Source organism: Pseudoxanthomonas broegbernensis (assembly GCF_014202435.1).
Lineage (GTDB): Bacteria > Pseudomonadota > Gammaproteobacteria > Xanthomonadales > Xanthomonadaceae > Pseudoxanthomonas > Pseudoxanthomonas broegbernensis.
Window position 1 is genome coordinate 669,218 of sequence record NZ_JACHGU010000002.1, and the last position, 16,438, is coordinate 685,655.

The following is a 16,438-nucleotide window of genomic DNA, read 5'->3' on the forward strand; positions in this document are numbered from 1 at the left end:
GAAGCGATGTCCCCCGACACCACGATCCGCCAGGCCGGGCAAAGCCTGGCCAGCAATCCGGCCGAGGTCCGGCAGGAGATCCGCAACTACACCATGAACTTCGGCCCGCAGCACCCGGCCGCGCATGGCGTGCTGCGCCTGATCCTGGAGATGGACGGCGAGACCATCGTCCGCGCCGATCCGCACGTGGGCCTGCTCCACCGCGGCACCGAGAAGCTGGCCGAGTCCAAGCCGTTCAACCAGTCCATCGGCTACATGGACCGCCTGGACTACTGCTCGATGATGTGCAACGAGCACGCCTACGTGCGCGCGATCGAGTCCCTGATGGGGATCGAGGCGCCCGAGCGCGCCCAGTACATCCGCACCATGTTCGACGAGATCACCCGGATCCTGAACCACCTGATGTGGATCGGCGCCGGTGGGCTCGACCTGGGCGCGATGGCCGTGTTCCTGTACGCCTTCCGCGAGCGCGAGGAGCTGATGGACGCCTACGAGGCGGTCAGCGGTGCGCGCATGCACGCGACCTACTATCGTCCGGGCGGCGTCTACCGCGACCTCCCCGGCCGCATGCCCAAGTACCGGGAATCGCCCTGGCACAAGGGCGCCAAGCTCAAGCGCTTCAACGAGGCCCGCGAAGGCTCGCTGCTCGACTTCCTGGACAACTTCACCCGCGAGTTCCCCAAGCGCGTGGACGAGTACGAGACGCTGCTGACCGAGAACCGCATCTGGAAGCAGCGCACCGTGGGCATCGGCGTGGTGACCCCGGAGCAGGCGCGTGCCTGGGGCATGACCGGAGTGATGCTGCGCGGCTCGGGCATCGCCTGGGACCTGCGCAAGAAGCAGCCCTACGCGAAGTACGGCGCGGTCGATTTCGACATCCCGGTGGGCACCGAGGGCGACTGCTACGACCGCTACCTGGTGCGCGTGGCCGAGATGCGCCAGTCCAACCGGATCGTCGCCCAGTGCGTGGCCTGGCTGAAGGCCAACCCCGGCCCGGTGATGGTGCAGAACTTCAAGGTCGCTCCTCCCTCGCGCGAGGAGATGAAGAACGACATGGAAGCGCTGATCCACCACTTCAAGCTGTTCTCCGAGGGCTATTGCGTGCCGGCCGGCGAGACCTACGCCGCGGTCGAGGCGCCCAAGGGCGAGTTCGGCTGCTACCTGGTCTCCGACGGAGCCAACAAGCCGTTCCGCGTGCACCTGCGCGCGCCCGGCTTCGCCCACCTGTCCTCGATGGACGCGATCGTGCGCGGCCACATGCTCTCCGACGTGGTGGCGATGATCGGTACCTATGATCTTGTATTCGGCGAGGTGGATCGATGAAGGCCACCGGTAATTTCGAGAACGCGCGCAACGTCGACCCGATGGTCGTCCTCAGCGACGGCACCCGCGCGCACATCGACCACTGGTTGACCAAGTTCCCGCCCGACCGCAAGCGGTCGGCGGTCATTCAGGGCCTGCACGCGGCCCAGGAGCAGAACAACGGCTGGCTGAGCGACGAGCTGATCGCCGCGGTGGCCAAGTACCTGGAAATCCCGCCGGTGTGGGCCTACGAGGTGGCGACCTTCTACTCGATGTTCGAGGTCCAGCAGGTCGGCCGCAACAACGTGGCCTTCTGCACCAACATCAGTTGCTGGCTCAACGGCGCGCAGGACCTGGTCGCGCACGCCGAGAAGAAGCTGGGCTGCAAGCTGGGCGAATCCACCGCCGACGGCCGCGTCTACCTCAAGCGCGAGGAAGAGTGCGTGGCCGCCTGCTGCGGCGCCCCGGTGGTCGTGATCAACGGCCATTACCACGAGAAGCTCACCGCCGAGAAGGTGGACGAGCTGCTCGACGGACTGAAGTGAGGCGGCGGCAGATGGCGCATCACACCCCCAAGGTTTCCCCGGGCTACGGCCCGGTCGGCCCGGCCCCGAAGGAGCACCAGGCGGTCTACACGACGCTGCACTTCGACAAGCCGTGGTCGTACGAGAACTACCTCAAGACCGGCGGCTACCAGGCGCTGCGCAGGATCCTCGCCGAGAAGATCCCGCCGGCCGACGTGGTCGAGATGGTCAAGCAGTCCGGCCTGCGCGGCCGCGGCGGCGCGGGCTTCCCGACCGGCCTGAAGTGGAGCTTCATGCCCAAGGGCGAGATGCAGAAGTACATCCTCTGCAACTCCGACGAGTCCGAGCCGGGCACCTGCAAGGACCGCGACATCCTGCGCTACAACCCGCACGCGGTGATCGAGGGCATGGCCATCGCCTGCTACGCCACCGGGTCGACCGTGGGCTACAACTACCTGCGCGGCGAGTTCCACCACGAGCCGTTCGAGCACCTGGAGGAGGCCACCGCCGAGGCCTACGCCAACGGCTGGCTGGGCAAGGACATCCTCGGCTCGGGCGTGGACATCGACATCCACAACGCGCTGGGCGCCGGCGCCTACATCTGCGGCGAAGAGACCGCGCTGATGGAGTCGCTGGAAGGCAAGAAGGGCCAGCCGCGCTACAAGCCGCCGTTCCCGGCCAACTTCGGCCTGTACGGCAAGCCGACCACGATCAACAACACCGAGACCTACGCCTCGGTGCCGGCGATCGTGCGCAACGGGGCGGAGTGGTTCATGAACCTGGGCAAGCCCAACAACGGCGGCTGCAAGATCTTCTCGGTGTCCGGGCACGTCAACCGCCCCGGCAACTACGAGGTGCGCCTGGGCACGCCGTTCGCCGAGCTGCTGGAGATGGCCGGCGGGATCCGCACCGGCAACCGCATCAAGGCGGTGATCCCGGGCGGCTCGTCGATGCCGGTGCTGCCGGGCGAGACCATGATGGGCCTGACCATGGACTACGACAGCATCCAGAAGGCCGGTTCCGGCCTGGGCTCGGGCGCGGTCATCGTCATGGACCACACCGCCTGCATGGTTCGCGCCTGCCAGCGCATCGCCCGCTTCTACTTCCAGGAAAGCTGCGGCCAGTGCACGCCGTGCCGCGAGGGCACCGGCTGGATGTACCGCATGATCACCCGCGTGGTCGAGCACAAGGCCACCGTGGAAGACCTGCACACCCTGCGCGCGGCGGCCGGCCAGATCGAGGGCCACACCATCTGTGCCTTCGGTGAGGCCGCCGCCTGGCCGGTGCAGGGCTTCCTGCGCCACTACTGGCACGAGTTCGAGTACGCCATCGTGAACAAGCGCTTCCTCGTCGACGACGAGCGTGCCGGCATCGTGGTGCGCCCGGGCGAGGAGGTGACCGCATGAGCGCGTCGCATTTCCAGCTCCCCGGGCACGCCCGCGCAGCACGCGTGCGCACCCAGCCCCTCGATTCGAGGGGCGATGTCGCCTTCATGAAGGGTGTCGCCGCATGAGCGCCCAACCAGTGAACCCGAACCTGCCGCCGGACCACGTCACCGTCTTCATCGACGGGGTGGAGCTGGCCGCGCCCAAGGGCTCGATGATCATCCAGGCCGCCGACAAGGCCGGCATCCCGATCCCGCGCTTCTGCTACCACGACAAGCTGGCGGTGGCGGCCAACTGCCGCATGTGCCTGGTCGATACCGAGGTCGGCGGGCGTTCGGCGCCCAAGCCTTCGCCGGCCTGCGCCACCCCGGTGATGGACGGGCTGAAGGTCTTCACCCGCAACGAGAAGGCGCTGAAGGCGCAGCGCAACGTGATGGAGTTCCTGCTGATCAACCATCCGCTGGACTGCCCGGTCTGCGACCAGGGCGGCGAGTGCGAGCTGCAGGACCTGTCGCTGGGCTATGGCCGCTCGGTCAGCCGTTTCGTCGAGCGCAAGCGCGTGGTGCCGGACGAGGACATCGGGCCGCTGGTGGCCACCGAGATGACCCGCTGCATCCACTGCACCCGCTGCATCCGCTTCACCGGCGAGATCGCGGGCACCTACGAACTGGGCGGCATGTACCGCGGCGAGAGCCTGCAGATCGGCACCTACGACGGCAAGCCGCTGACCACCGAGCTGTCGGGCAACGTCATCGACGTGTGCCCGGTGGGCGCGCTGACCAACAAGGTGTTCCAGTTCCGCGCCCGGCCGTGGGAGCTGATCGCCCGCGAATCCCTGGGCTACCACGACGCGATGGGTTCCAACCTGTTCCTGCATACCCGCCGCGGCGAAGTGCTGCGCACCGTGCCGCGCGAGAACGAGGCGGTCAACGAGTGCTGGCTGTCCGACCGCGACCGCTACTCGCACCAGGGCCTGGGGGCCGCCGACCGCGCCACCGCGCCGCTGCGCAAGGTGGACGGGCAATGGCGCGAGGTTTCCTGGAGCGAGGGCCTGGCCGCGGCCGCGCAGATCCTGCGCGCTCATCGCGGCGATGCGCTGGGCGTGCTGGCCCATCCGGCCACCTCCAACGAGGAAGGCGGGCTGCTGGCACTGCTGGCCGCCGAGCTGGGCAGCGGCAACATCGACCACCGCATCGGCAACCGCGACTTCTCCGACGCGGCCGTGGCCGAGCCGTTCGGGCTGCCGCTGGCCGAGATCGAGGACGCCGATGTCGTCGTCCTGGTCGGCAGCAACGTCCGCCACGAGCTGCCGCTGCTGCATGCACGGCTGCGCAAGGCCCAGGTCAATCGCAACGCCCGCATCCACGCGGTCAACCCGGTCGACTTCGACTTCACCTTCGCCCTGGCGGGCAAGCAGATCGTGCCGCCGTCCCGCTTGGCGCAGGCGCTGGGCGACACCTCGCTGCGCCAGGCCGCGCAGGAGGCGACCCGTGCGGTGGTGATCGTCGGCGCCATCGCCGAGAACCACCCGCAGGCCGCCGCGATCCGCGCCGCCGCGCGCGAGTTCGCGGTCGCCACCGGTGCGGCGCTGTGCCGCATCCCGCAGGGCGCCAATGCCGTGGGCCTGGCCCGCGCCGGCGTGCTGCCGGACGTGCGCGCGGCGGGTGGACGGGATGTCGCCGGCATGTTCGCCGAGCCGCGCAGCGCCTACGTGCTGTACGGCATCGAGCCGGGCCTGGATTTCGCCGACACCGCCGCGGCGCTGAAGGCGCTCGATGCGGCCCAGGTCGTGGCCTTCAGCCAGTTCGCCTGCGAATCCACCCGCGCGGTGGCCGACGTGATCCTGCCGATCGGCGCGTTGCCGGAAATCGAGGCCACGCTGACCAACCTCAACGGCATCGAGCAGGTCGCCCATGCCGCCGGCAAGCCGCCGGGCCAGGCCCGCGAGGGCTGGCGCGTGCTGCGCGCGCTGGGCGGGGAGCTGGAGCTGGCCGGCTTCGGGTTCACCGACCTGGCCGGTGCGCGCGCGCTGCTGGAAGGCGGGCGCAAGGTGCAGGTCAAGCCCGGCTCCGCCGGCGATGTGGGCCAGGGCGGTCTCGAACTGGCGCTGGTGCCGGCCATCTACCGCACCGACGCGGTGGTGCGCCGCGCCGCCGCGCTGCAGGCCCATCCCCTCAACCGCGCCGCGTGCATCGTGTTGAACCCGGCCGACGCCGCGGCCGCCGGCCTGGCCGATGGCGCGATGGCCAAGGCCAGGGGCGCCAGCGGCACCGCCGCGCTGCCGGTGGAAGTGGACGGGCGGGTGGCCGCGGGCGCGGCCTGGATCGAAGGCGGCCACGGCGCCACCGCGCCGCTGGGCGCGGGCCGGGTCGAGGTGGTGGCTGCATGAACGAACTGCTGATTCAAGCGATTGGCCCGCTGCGCGAATGGTTCTACGGCCTGGGCGAACTCGGCCCGGCGCTGTGGATCGTGCTCAAGATCCTCACCGTCGCCATGCCGGTGATCATCGCCGTGGCGTTCTACGTGGTCTGGGAGCGCAAGCTGATCGGCTGGATGCACGTGCGCCACGGGCCGATGTACGTGGGCATGGGCGTGTTCCAGGCCTTCGCCGACGTGTTCAAGCTGCTGTTCAAGGAAGTCATCCAGCCGGCCAGCGCGCACAAGGTGATGTACATCCTGGCGCCGCTGATCGTGCTGGCGCCTTCGTTCGCGGCCTGGGCGGTGGTGCCGTTCGACTACAGGCTGGTGCTGTCCAACGCCAATGCCGGCCTGCTGTACCTGCTGGCGATGACTTCGCTGGGCATCTACGGCGTGATCATCGCCGGCTGGGCCTCGAACTCCAAGTACGCGTTCCTGGGCGCCATGCGCTCGGCCGCGCAGATGGTCAGCTACGAGATCGCGATGGGTTTCGCCCTGGTCGGGGTGATGGTCGCCGCCGGCAGCCTCAACCTGACCGACATCGTGATGGCGCAGTCGGGCGACGCCGGCTTCTTCGAATGGTTCTGGCTGCCGCTGCTGCCGCTGTTCGTCGTGTACTGGGTGTCCGGCGTGGCCGAGACCAACCGCGCCCCGTTCGACGTGGTCGAGGGCGAGTCGGAGATCGTGGCCGGGCACATGGTGGAGTACTCCGGCTCGGCGTTCGCGCTGTTCTTCCTGGCCGAATACGCCAACATGATCCTGGTCAGCTTCCTGATCGCGCTGTTCTTCCTCGGCGGCTGGCTGAGCCCGATCCAGGGCTGGGTGGTCGCCGACGTGTCGCCGTGGGTGGACTGGATCTGGAAGGGCGGCTGGCCGTGGCTGCTGGCCAAGGTGTTCTTCTTCGCCAGCGGCTACATCTGGTTCCGCGCCACCTTCCCGCGCTACCGCTACGACCAGATCATGCGCCTGGGCTGGAAGGTGTTCATCCCGCTGACCATCCTGTGGATCGCGGTCACCGCGCTGATGGCGTTCTATGGCGTGTTCGAGAAGGGCGCCTGATCCGATGAACAAAGTCGTCCACTACCTCAAGAGCCTGATGCTGCTGGAGCTGCTCCAGGGCCTGGGCCTGACCCTGCGCTACCTGTTCCGTCCCAAGTACACGATGATGTACCCGATGGAGAAGTTCCCGCAGTCGCCGCGCTTCCGCGGCCTGCACGCGCTGCGCCGCTATCCCAACGGCGAGGAGCGCTGCATCGCCTGCAAGCTGTGCGAGGCGGTATGCCCCGCGCTGGCCATCACCATCGACTCGACCCGGCGCGAGGACGGCACCCGCCGCACCACGCGCTACGACATCGACCTGTTCAAGTGCATCTACTGCGGCTTCTGCGAGGAAAGCTGCCCGGTGGATTCGATCGTGGAGACGCACGTGCTGGAGTACCACTTCGAGAAGCGCGGCGAGAACATCGTCACCAAGCCGCAGTTGCTCGCGATCGGCGACCGCCTGGAGGCGGAGATCGCCGAGCGCCGCGCGGCCGACGCCGCCTACCGCTGAGGCCACGATGGACTGGATCAAGATCGCCTTCTACGCCTTCGCCGCCGTGGCCGTCGCCTCGGCCGGCGCCGTGATCAGCGTGCGCAACCCGGTCAACGCGGTGCTGTGCCTGATCCTGACCTTCTTCTCCATCGCCTGCACCTGGCTGCTGGTCGGCGCCGAGTTCCTCGGCGTGGCCCTGATCCTGGTGTACGTCGGCGCGGTGATGGTGCTGTTCCTGTTCGTGGTGATGATGCTGGACATCGACGTGGACGCGCTGCGCGAGGGCTGGGTGAAGTTCCTGCCGGTGGGCGTGGTGGTGGCGGTGGTGATGCTGGTGCAGATGCTGGCCCTGATCGGGGTCAAGGCGCGCTCGGCAATGCCGTTCCCGGACAATGCCGCCGCCGCGGCCGCCGACACGTCCAATACCCGCTGGCTGGCCGAGCGCCTGTTCACCGACTTCATCCTGCCGTTCGAATTCGCCGCGGTGATCCTGACCGTGGCGGTGATCGCGGCGGTGACGATCACCCTGCGCAAGCGCACCGGAATCAAGAGCCAGAACCCGTCCGAGCAGTCGCGGGTCAGGGCGGGCGACCGCCTGCGCATGGTCTCGATGCCGGCCGAGCGGCCGGCCACGGACGCGCCGCCCGCCGATGGGCCGGGCACGGACGCGCAGGCCGGAACCCGGGAGGGCGGCGCATGATCACCCTTGGACACCTGCTGGCGCTGGGCGCGGTGCTGTTCTGCATCAGCCTGGCCGGCATCTTCCTCAACCGCAAGAACGTCATCGTCCTGTTGATGTCCATCGAGCTGATGCTGCTGTCGGTGAACGTCAACTTCGTCGCGTTCTCGCGCGAGCTGGGCGACGCGGCCGGGCAGATCTTCGTCTTCTTCATCCTCACGGTGGCGGCGGCGGAGGCGGCCATCGGCCTGGCGATCCTGGTCGCGCTGTTCCGCACCCGCGGCACGATCAACGTCGGCGAGGTGGATTCGCTGAAGGGCTGAGCCCTCGCGAGCCACTGGCTCGCGTGGCCCAGCGCCCGGCCAGGAAGGCCGGGCGGGACTCTCCGGAGGCCGCGCGGTACCGCCATGGATGGCGGAAGACCAATGAATGCGCGGCGTCCTGTTTTCGAGGCGACGCGCCGGCGAGAGTTTGGAAGTTGCGGCATGCGCAGGCGAGGACCCCGGTCCGCGTCCGCACCGACAGGCACGTACTGGATTAGACGGCACACCATGATCATCTCCAAAACCCACCTGCTGCTGATCGTGCTCGCCCCGCTGCTGGGCAGCATCGTGGCTGGCCTGTTCGGGCGCCAGGTCGGCCGCAAGGGCGCGCAGTACGCGACCATCCTCGGCGTGGCGGCGAGTTGCGCGCTTTCGTGCTGGGTGCTGTACCAACTGGTGGCCGGCGGCGCGTCGCCGTTCAACCAGAACGTCTACACCTTCTTCGAGGTGGGTGGCTATTCGGCCCACGTCGGCTTCATGGTCGACCGCCTGACCGCGATGATGATGGTGGTGGTGACCTTCGTCTCGCTGCTGGTCCACGTCTACACCATCGGCTACATGGCCGACGACCCGGGCTACCAGCGCTTCTTCAGCTACATCTCGCTGTTCACCTTCAGCATGCTGATGCTGGTGATGAGCAACAACTTCCTGCAGTTGTTCTTCGGCTGGGAAGCGGTGGGCCTGGTCTCGTACCTGCTGATCGGCTTCTGGTTCAAGCGGCCCAGCGCGGTATTCGCCAACATGAAGGCGTTCCTGGTCAACCGGGTGGGCGACTTCGGCTTCGTGCTGGGCATCGCCGGGGTGATGCTGTGGTTCGGCACCCTGGACTACGCCACGGTGTTCGCCAACGCGCCGATGCTGCAGGGAGCGGAGGTGCAGATCTTCGAGGGGCACGCCTGGGGCGTGGCCACCATCATCTGCGTGTGCCTGTTCGTCGGTGCGATGGGCAAGTCGGCGCAGGTGCCGCTGCACGTGTGGCTGCCCGACTCGATGGAAGGCCCGACCCCGATCTCGGCGCTGATCCACGCCGCGACCATGGTGACCGCGGGCATCTTCATGGTGGCGCGCATGTCGCCGCTGTTCGAGCTGTCGCAGGCCGCGTTGAACTTCGTGCTGTTCATCGGCGCGACCACGGCCTTCTTCACCGGCCTGATCGGCATCGTCCAGAACGACATCAAGCGCGTGGTCGCATATTCCACCCTGTCGCAGCTCGGCTACATGACCGTGGCGCTGGGCGTGTCGGCGTACTCGGCCGCCGTGTTCCACCTGATGACCCACGCCTTCTTCAAGGCGCTGCTGTTCCTGGCGGCCGGCTCGGTGATCATCGGCATGCACCACGAGCAGGACATGCGCAAGATGGGCGGGCTGCGCAGGTACATGCCGGTCACCTACTGGACCAGCGTGATCGGCACCCTGGCCCTGGTCGGCACGCCGTTCTTCTCCGGCTTCTACTCCAAGGACACGATCATCGAGGCGGCCGCGCACCACGCGCACGAGTCCGGCCACTGGATCGCGACCTACGGCTACTGGGCGGTGCTGGGCGGGGTGATCGTCACCAGCTTCTACAGCTTCCGCCTGTTGTTCATGACCTTCCACGGGCAGGAGCGCTTCCGCCAGGCGCATGCCGGCGGCCACGGCAGCCATGCGCACGGTGCCCCCGCGGCCCATGCCGATGGCGCCGCCCCACCCGATGCGCATGCGCACGACGGGGACCATGGCCACGGCGCGCACGAGCCGCACGAATCGCCGTGGGTGGTGACCGTGCCGCTGATCCTGCTGGCGATCCCGTCGATCCTGGTCGGCTTCTTCACCATCGGTCCGATGCTGTTCGGCACCGGCTGGCGCGGCGACCACGCCGAGGCGCTGGTCCCGGGGCAGGCGGTGTCGTTCTTCACCGGCGCCATCGATTTCCTGGACCCGGCGCGCGACACCGTGGCCGCGGTCGGCCGCGAGTACTGGCACGGCGCAGTCGGCTACGCGCTGCACGGCATGACGATGCCGGCGTTCTGGCTAACCCTGGCCGGCCTGCTGCTGGCGGCCCTGCTGTACCTGTGGAGGCCGGAACTGGCCGCGCGCGCGCGCGGCGCGTTCGCACCGCTGGTGAGGATCCTCGAGGAGAAGTACGGCTTCGACCACCTGTGGATCAAGGGCCTGGCCGGCGGCAGCGTGGCGCTGGGCCGGATCTCGCGCTGGATCGACAGCAAGCTGATCGACGGCCTGGTGGTCAACGGCAGCGCCCGCGCGATCGGGCTGGCGGCGCTGCTCCTGCGCCGGACCCAGTCCGGCTACCTCTATCACTATGCCTTCGCCATGATCATCGGCCTGATCGCACTGCTGGCCGTGCTCATGCGTTTCTGGCGATGAACTGACTGCACGGAAGAACGAGACGTGTCGAACACGCACCTGTTGAGTGTCCTGATCTGGCTGCCGGTCGTCGGCGGCGCACTGGTCCTGCTCCTGGGCAACGCCCGGGCGTCGGCGGCGCGCTGGTCGTCGCTGGCGGTGGCGGTGGCCACGTTCCTGTTCAGCCTGCGGCTGCTGGCGGGGTTCGACTACGGCGAACCCGGCATGCAGTTCGTCGAGCGCTACGCCTGGATTCCGGCCTTCGACGTCCACTACAACCTGGGCGTGGACGGCATAGCGGTCGCGCTGATCCTGCTGACCACGCTGGTCGGGGTGCTGGCGCTGATCGGCGCCTGGGGCGTGGTGAACAAGCGGGTGCACCAGTACGTATCCGCGTTCCTGATCCTGGAGGGCGTGACGGTGGGCATCTTCTCGGCCACCGACGCGATCCTGTTCTACGTGTTCTTCGAGGCCATGCTGATCCCGATGTTCCTGATCATCGGCGTCTGGGGCGGGCCGCGGCGCATCTACGCGGCGATGAAGTTCTTCCTGTACACCTTCCTCGGCTCGGTGCTGATGCTGGTGGCGCTGGTCTACCTGTACCTGAAGGGCGGCAGCTTCCAGTTGGCCGACCTGTACGCGCTGCCGCTCACGGCCAAGGAGCAGACCTGGGTCTTCTTCGCCTTCATGATCGCCTTTGCGGTCAAGGTGCCGATGTTCCCGGTGCACACTTGGCTGCCGGACGCGCACGTGGAGGCGCCGACCGCCGGCTCGGTGATCCTGGCCGCCATCGCACTGAAGATCGGCGGCTACGGCTTCCTGCGCTTCAACCTGCCGATCACCCCGGACGCGGGCCACGAGTGGGCATGGCTGCTGATCGCCCTGTCGCTCATCGCGGTGGTCTACGTCGGCCTGGTGGCGCTGGTGCAGGACGACATGAAGAAGCTGGTGGCGTACTCGTCGGTGGCGCACATGGGTTTCGTCACCCTGGGCACCTTCATCGCCTTCACCCTGGTGCGCGACTTCGGCTCGGTCGACGCCGCGCGCCTGGGCCTGCAGGGCGCGATGGTGCAGATGATCTCGCACGGCTTCGTGTCGGGCGCCATGTTCACCTGCATAGGCATCCTCTACGACCGGATGCACACCCGGCGGATCGCCGACTACGGCGGCGTGGCCAACGTGATGCCGTGGTTCGCCGCGTTCTCGATGCTGTTCTACATGGCCAATGCGGGCCTGCCGGGCACCAGCGGCTTCGTCGGCGAGTTCATGATCATCCTGGCCAGCTTCCAGAAGCACCCGGTGATCGCGTTCCTGGCCGCCACCACCCTGGTGATCGGCGCGGGCTACACCCTGTGGCTGTACCGGCGCGTGTACTTCGGCGAGGTCGGCAACGCCCACGTGGCGCAGATGAAGGACATCGGCGGCCGCGAGGCGCTGGTGCTGGGCGTGTTCGCCGCCGGCGTACTGCTGCTGGGCGTGTGGCCCAAGCCGCTGACTGACCTGATGGAACCGACGATCGCGAACCTGGCGACCCAGATCGCCACCAGCAAGCTGTAAGGATTTCCCCAAGATGACCACATCCTACGCGATGCCGTCCGCCGCCGAACTGCTGCCGCTGCTGCCGGAGCTGGTGATGATCGGCGGCGCCTTCGCGCTGTTGATCGCCGACCTGTTCATCGGCGCGCGGCACAAGGTCTGGACCCACTTCCTGTCGATCCTGGTGATGGTGGTGACGCTGGCGCTGCTGGCCAGCGGGGTCGGCGGGCAGGGCGAGGTGTTCGGCGGCATGTTCGTGCGCGACACCGCGGCGGACACCATGAAGATGGCCCTGGTGCCCATCAGCGGCCTGACCCTGGTCTACGGCTGGAGCTACCTGCGCGAGCGCGGGCTGTACCAGGGCGAGGTCGCGGTGCTGATGCTGTTCGCCACCGCGGGCATGATGATGCTGGTCTCGGCCGGCAGCCTGGTCACGGTGTACCTGGGCCTGGAGCTGCTGGCGCTGTGTTCCTATGCGCTGGTGGCGATCGACCGCGACAACGGCCTGGCCACCGAGGCGGCGATGAAGTACATCGTGCTCGGCTCGCTGGCCTCGGGCCTGCTGCTGTACGGCATGTCGCTGGTCTACGGCGCCACCGGCACCCTGATGCTGGACGGCATCCACGCGGCCGTCGCCGTCTCCGACGAGCGCACGCTGCTGATCGCCGGCACGGTGTTCATGGTGGCCGGGGTGGCCTTCAAGCTGGGCGCGGCGCCGTTCCACATGTGGCTGCCGGACGTGTACCAGGGCGCAAGCGCGCCGATCGCGCTGTTCGTCAGTTCCGCGCCCAAGCTGGCCGCGTTCGGCATGGCCTGGCGCCTGCTGGAGATGGGCGTCGGCCCGCTGGCCCCGGAATGGAAGTGGCTGCTGGCCGGCCTGGCCGCGGTCTCGCTGGTGGTCGGCAACCTGATGGCCATCGCCCAGACCAACCTCAAGCGCATGCTCGCGTACTCCACCGTCTCGCACATCGGCTTCCTGCTGATGGGCCTGGCCGGGGGCGATGCGCGCGGCTACGTGGCGGCGCTGTTCTACGCCATCGTCTACGCGCTGATGTCCACGGCCGCGTTCGGCGCGATCATCGCGTTGTCGCGGCAGGGCTTCGAGGCGGAGAACATCGACGACTTCAAGGGCTTGAACGCGCGCAACCCGTGGATGGCCTTCCTGGTGGCGTGCATCATGTTCTCGCTGGCCGGCGTCCCGCCGCTCCTCGGGTTCTGGATCAAGCTGACGGTGCTGGACGCGGCGGTGCAGGGCGGCCTGCTGTGGCTGGCCCTGCTGGGCGTGGTCTGCGCGGTGGTGGGTGCGTTCTACTACCTGCGCGTGGTCAAGGTCATGTACTTCGACGAGCCGGTCGGCGCGCCGCTGGCCGCGCACGGCGACCGCGTGCTGGGCGTGGTGCTGGGCGTGAACTCGCTGGCCCTGCTGCTGCTGCCGCTGGGGCTGAACCCGCTCATGGCCTGGTGCCAGCGCGCGTTCATGTGAACCGCCCGCTCCGAGCCACGCATGCGTGCGGGGCGGAACCGGAACCCCCGGCGCCTCGGTGCCGGGGGTTTTCCTTTTGTGCCGATGGCGGCGATGCGAACGGAACGGCTGGCCCGGAGTAGGGGCGACTTGGGTGCGTCGGGGCGGCGGCGGCGTAGCCTCTTCCGCGGATCGGCGGCCTTTCCCTGGCGCCACGCTCCGTGCGAGTCATCGGGCGGCCACGCCTGCGGATTTGGGATCGTGAAGGGCGCGACGACCCGTCTCGGAAACAGCCGGAATGGCGGAGCCCAGGGGGAGCAGGCATCGATTCAGCGTTTTCGCACCGTTCGGCTTGCAATAAGTGCGGCGAATCACCATAATCCCGCTTCTGCTGCGGGGTGGAGCAGTCTGGCAGCTCGTCGGGCTCATAACCCGAAGGTCGCAGGTTCAAATCCTGCCCCCGCTACCAAGTTCCGAGGTTGCGTTTTTCCCGGTTCCACCGGGAGTTCCGGAATCTCGAGCTCGGGCTTGTGACGACGCATGTTCCCGTCGTCACACCGATTCCAGCTACATCGGATGGGAAGCCCGGAAGGGCTTCTTGACTGACAAGAGGCCCGGATGGGCCTCTTGTCGTTTCCGGGCCCGCAAACCGCCGTCCGGTCCGTTTCACGCGTTGGAGTAGCCGCCACTGATGAGCGAGAAGACCAGCGAAATCGCCGAGCTGCTGGGCCCGACCGTCGCGTCGCTGGGCCTGGAGCTGCTGGGCGTGGAATACCTGCCGGCGCCCGGTGGCGCGACCTTGCGCCTGTACATCGACGTACCGGGCGGCGAGGGCGCGGACCCGGCCGCCGGTATGGGCGCCGCCGGCACGGACGCGCGCGTGGTCACGATCGAGGACTGCGAATCGGTCAGCCGCGAGGTATCCGCGCAACTGGACGTGGCCGACCCGATTTCCGGCAACTACACCCTCGAGGTGTCCTCGCCGGGCCTGGACCGGCCGCTGTTCGTCCCCACCCATTTCGCGCGCTTCGCCGGCGAGCAGGCCAAGGTTGCGCTGAAGCTGCCGCAGGACGGCCGCCGCCGCCTGCAGGGCACGATCCTGCGGGTCGAGGACGGCACGGTGGTGTTCGCGCTGGATGGCGCCGAGTTCGCGGTGGCCGCCGACAACATCGACCGGGCACGGCTGGTGCCGGACTGGGCGGCACTGGGCCTTGCGCCCTCGAAGAATTCGCCTTCCAAGGGCAAGCCCGCGGGCAAGTCCGGCAAGGCAGGCAAGCACCCCTCCAACAAGCCGGCGGCCGGCGAGCCGCACGCGGAGTAAATTGATGAGCAAGGAACTTCTTCTGGTAGTGGATGCGGTCGCCAACGAGAAAGGCGTCACGCGCGAGGTGATCTTCGAGGCGCTGGAAGCCGCGCTGGCCTCGGCGGCCAAGAAGCGCTACATCGACCAGGATGTGGTCACCCGGGTGGCGATCGACCGCAAGGACGGCAGCTACGAGACCTTCCGCCGTTGGGAAGTGGTGGCCGACGACGTGGTCATGGAGTCGCCCGACCGCCAGTTGCGCCTGATGGACGCGATCGACGAGGCCGACGGCGTGGACGTGGGCGACTACATCGAAGAGCAGATCGAGAACCCCGAGTTCGGCCGCATCGCCGCCCAGGCCGCCAAGCAGGTGATCGTGCAGCGCGTGCGCGAGGCCGAGCGCCAGCAGGTGGTGGACGCCTGGAGCGACCGCGTCGGCGAGCTGGTGACCGGCGTGGTCAAGCGCGCCGAGCGCGGCAACATCTACGTGGACCTGGGCGGGAACGCGGAAGCCTTCATCCCCAAGGAAAAGGGCATCCCGCGCGACGTGCTGCGCACCGGCGACCGTGTGCGCGGCTACCTCTACGAGGTCCGCAGCGAGCCCCGCGGCCCGCAGTTGTTCATCAGCCGCGGCGCGCCTGAATTCATGATCGAGCTGTTCAAGCTCGAGGTGCCGGAGGTGGGCCAGGGCCTGGTCGAGATCAAGGCCTGCGCGCGCGACCCCGGCGACCGCGCCAAGATCGCGGTCATCGCCCACGACACCCGTACCGACCCGATCGGCGCCTGCATCGGCATGCGCGGTTCGCGCGTGCAGGCGGTGTCCAACGAGCTCAACGGCGAGCGCGTGGACATCGTGCTGTGGAACGAGAACCCGGCCAGCTTCGTCATCAATGCGATGGCGCCGGCCGAGGTGCAGTCGATCATCGTCGACGAAGAAAAGCACTCCATGGACCTGGCCGTGGCCGAGGACCGGCTGGCCCAGGCCATCGGCAAGGGCGGCCAGAACGTGCGCCTGGCCAGCCGCCTGACCGGCTGGCAGCTCAACGTCATGACCCAGGACCAGGTCGCGGCCAAGTCCGAGGCCGAGCAGGCCGTGGCCCGCCAACTGTTCCAGGAGAAGCTGGAAGTCGACGAGGAAATCGCCGGCATCCTGGTGGCCGAGGGCTTCAGCACGGTCGAGGAGATCGCCTACGTGCCGGTCGGCGAGCTGCTGGCGGTGGAGGGCTTCGACGAGGACATCGTCGAGGAGCTGCGCGCCCGCGCCCGCGACGCCCTGCTCAACGACGCCCTGGCGGTGGAGGAGGAGCAACTGGACGGGAGCCTGCCGACCGACGACCTGCTGGCCCTGGAGGGCATGGACGAGGAGACCGCCCACGCCCTGGCCGGGCACGGCGTGCGGACCAGCGAGGACCTGTCCGAGCTGGCCGCCGACGAGGTGGTCGAGTTCGGCATCGAGGGGCTGGACGAGGCCCGCGCCGCGGCCTTGATCCTGGCCGCCCGCGCCGAGGAGATCGCACGTCTGGAGCGTGGCGAATGAGCCAGCGATGAACGCCGCCCTGCACCGAACAGGGCTTAGAATCCGCGTTTCCCTTGCTCTGCGCGAGGGGGCGCCAAACTAGAGCATAGGAT

At 68.3% G+C, this 16,438-nt stretch carries 13 protein-coding genes and 1 tRNA gene; all 14 read left to right on the plus strand.

What is annotated here, in order from left to right; translation table 11 throughout:
* The first annotated feature begins 6 nt into the window (after positions 1–6).
* Positions 7–1,323, plus strand: a complete 1,317-nt coding sequence (locus HNR76_RS06645; protein WP_162310078.1) for an NADH-quinone oxidoreductase subunit D — start codon at positions 7–9, stop codon at positions 1,321–1,323.
* The gene (nuoE, locus tag HNR76_RS06650) at positions 1,320–1,847 is read left to right on the plus strand and encodes an NADH-quinone oxidoreductase subunit NuoE (RefSeq protein WP_162310079.1); all 528 of its coding nucleotides are present in this window, start codon (positions 1,320–1,322) and stop codon (positions 1,845–1,847) included. The genes HNR76_RS06645 and nuoE overlap by 4 nt, the downstream gene beginning before the upstream one ends.
* 11 nt (positions 1,848–1,858) lie before the next feature.
* Positions 1,859–3,232 (plus strand): NADH-quinone oxidoreductase subunit NuoF, encoded by a 1,374-nt coding sequence (nuoF, locus tag HNR76_RS06655; RefSeq protein ID WP_162310080.1) that lies wholly within the window; start codon positions 1,859–1,861, stop codon positions 3,230–3,232.
* Between the two features lie 103 nt (positions 3,233–3,335).
* Positions 3,336–5,600, plus strand: coding sequence for an NADH-quinone oxidoreductase subunit NuoG (nuoG, locus tag HNR76_RS06660; RefSeq protein WP_162310081.1), 2,265 nt, complete (start codon positions 3,336–3,338; stop codon positions 5,598–5,600).
* On the plus strand, positions 5,597–6,688 hold the full coding sequence (gene nuoH / locus HNR76_RS06665) for an NADH-quinone oxidoreductase subunit NuoH (RefSeq protein ID WP_162310082.1): 1,092 nt from the start codon (positions 5,597–5,599) through the stop codon (positions 6,686–6,688). Before nuoG ends, nuoH begins: the two co-directional genes overlap by 4 nt.
* Before the next feature lie 4 nt (positions 6,689–6,692).
* Positions 6,693–7,181 (plus strand): NADH-quinone oxidoreductase subunit NuoI, encoded by a 489-nt coding sequence (gene nuoI, locus HNR76_RS06670; protein ID WP_162310083.1) that lies wholly within the window; start codon positions 6,693–6,695, stop codon positions 7,179–7,181.
* A gap of 7 nt (positions 7,182–7,188) precedes the next feature.
* A complete protein-coding gene (locus HNR76_RS06675; RefSeq protein ID WP_162310084.1) occupies positions 7,189–7,863 on the plus strand; it encodes an NADH-quinone oxidoreductase subunit J in 675 nt (224 codons plus the stop codon).
* Complete coding sequence (nuoK, locus tag HNR76_RS06680) at positions 7,860–8,165, plus strand: NADH-quinone oxidoreductase subunit NuoK (RefSeq protein WP_162310085.1); 306 nt, start codon at positions 7,860–7,862, stop codon at positions 8,163–8,165. Before HNR76_RS06675 ends, nuoK begins: the two co-directional genes overlap by 4 nt.
* A gap of 228 nt (positions 8,166–8,393) precedes the next feature.
* Complete coding sequence (gene nuoL, locus HNR76_RS06685) at positions 8,394–10,529, plus strand: NADH-quinone oxidoreductase subunit L (RefSeq protein ID WP_162310086.1); 2,136 nt, start codon at positions 8,394–8,396, stop codon at positions 10,527–10,529.
* Between the two features lie 24 nt (positions 10,530–10,553).
* Entirely contained in the window at positions 10,554–12,065 is a 1,512-nt protein-coding gene (locus HNR76_RS06690) for an NADH-quinone oxidoreductase subunit M (RefSeq protein ID WP_162310087.1), read from the plus strand.
* A 13-nt stretch (positions 12,066–12,078) separates the two neighbouring features.
* Positions 12,079–13,527, plus strand: a complete 1,449-nt coding sequence (gene nuoN / locus HNR76_RS06695; protein WP_162310088.1) for an NADH-quinone oxidoreductase subunit NuoN — start codon at positions 12,079–12,081, stop codon at positions 13,525–13,527.
* Positions 13,528–13,898: 371 nt separating this feature from the next.
* Positions 13,899–13,975 (plus strand) — tRNA-Met (locus HNR76_RS06700).
* A 222-nt stretch (positions 13,976–14,197) separates the two neighbouring features.
* Positions 14,198–14,827, plus strand: a complete 630-nt coding sequence (locus tag HNR76_RS06705; RefSeq protein WP_162310089.1) for a ribosome maturation factor RimP — start codon at positions 14,198–14,200, stop codon at positions 14,825–14,827.
* Positions 14,828–14,831: 4 nt separating this feature from the next.
* Complete coding sequence (gene nusA, locus HNR76_RS06710; protein WP_162310090.1) at positions 14,832–16,346, plus strand: transcription termination factor NusA; 1,515 nt, start codon at positions 14,832–14,834, stop codon at positions 16,344–16,346.
* Positions 16,347–16,438: the final 92 nt, after the last annotated feature.

What these genes read in the sequence shown, in the direction of transcription:
- HNR76_RS06645 (WP_162310078.1), top strand. Translation starts at nt 7, where the DNA reads ATGTCCCCCGACACCACGATCCGCCAGGCCGGGCAAAGCCTGGCCAGC.
- nuoE (WP_162310079.1), top strand. Translation starts at nt 1,320, where the DNA reads ATGAAGGCCACCGGTAATTTCGAGAACGCGCGCAACGTCGACCCGATG.
- nuoF (WP_162310080.1), top strand. Translation starts at nt 1,859, where the DNA reads ATGGCGCATCACACCCCCAAGGTTTCCCCGGGCTACGGCCCGGTCGGC.
- nuoG (WP_162310081.1), top strand. Translation starts at nt 3,336, where the DNA reads ATGAGCGCCCAACCAGTGAACCCGAACCTGCCGCCGGACCACGTCACC.
- nuoH (WP_162310082.1), top strand. Translation starts at nt 5,597, where the DNA reads ATGAACGAACTGCTGATTCAAGCGATTGGCCCGCTGCGCGAATGGTTC.
- nuoI (WP_162310083.1), top strand. Translation starts at nt 6,693, where the DNA reads ATGAACAAAGTCGTCCACTACCTCAAGAGCCTGATGCTGCTGGAGCTG.
- HNR76_RS06675 (WP_162310084.1), top strand. Translation starts at nt 7,189, where the DNA reads ATGGACTGGATCAAGATCGCCTTCTACGCCTTCGCCGCCGTGGCCGTC.
- nuoK (WP_162310085.1), top strand. Translation starts at nt 7,860, where the DNA reads ATGATCACCCTTGGACACCTGCTGGCGCTGGGCGCGGTGCTGTTCTGC.
- nuoL (WP_162310086.1), top strand. Translation starts at nt 8,394, where the DNA reads ATGATCATCTCCAAAACCCACCTGCTGCTGATCGTGCTCGCCCCGCTG.
- nuoN (WP_162310088.1), top strand. Translation starts at nt 12,079, where the DNA reads ATGACCACATCCTACGCGATGCCGTCCGCCGCCGAACTGCTGCCGCTG.
- HNR76_RS06705 (WP_162310089.1), top strand. Translation starts at nt 14,198, where the DNA reads ATGAGCGAGAAGACCAGCGAAATCGCCGAGCTGCTGGGCCCGACCGTC.
- nusA (WP_162310090.1), top strand. Translation starts at nt 14,832, where the DNA reads ATGAGCAAGGAACTTCTTCTGGTAGTGGATGCGGTCGCCAACGAGAAA.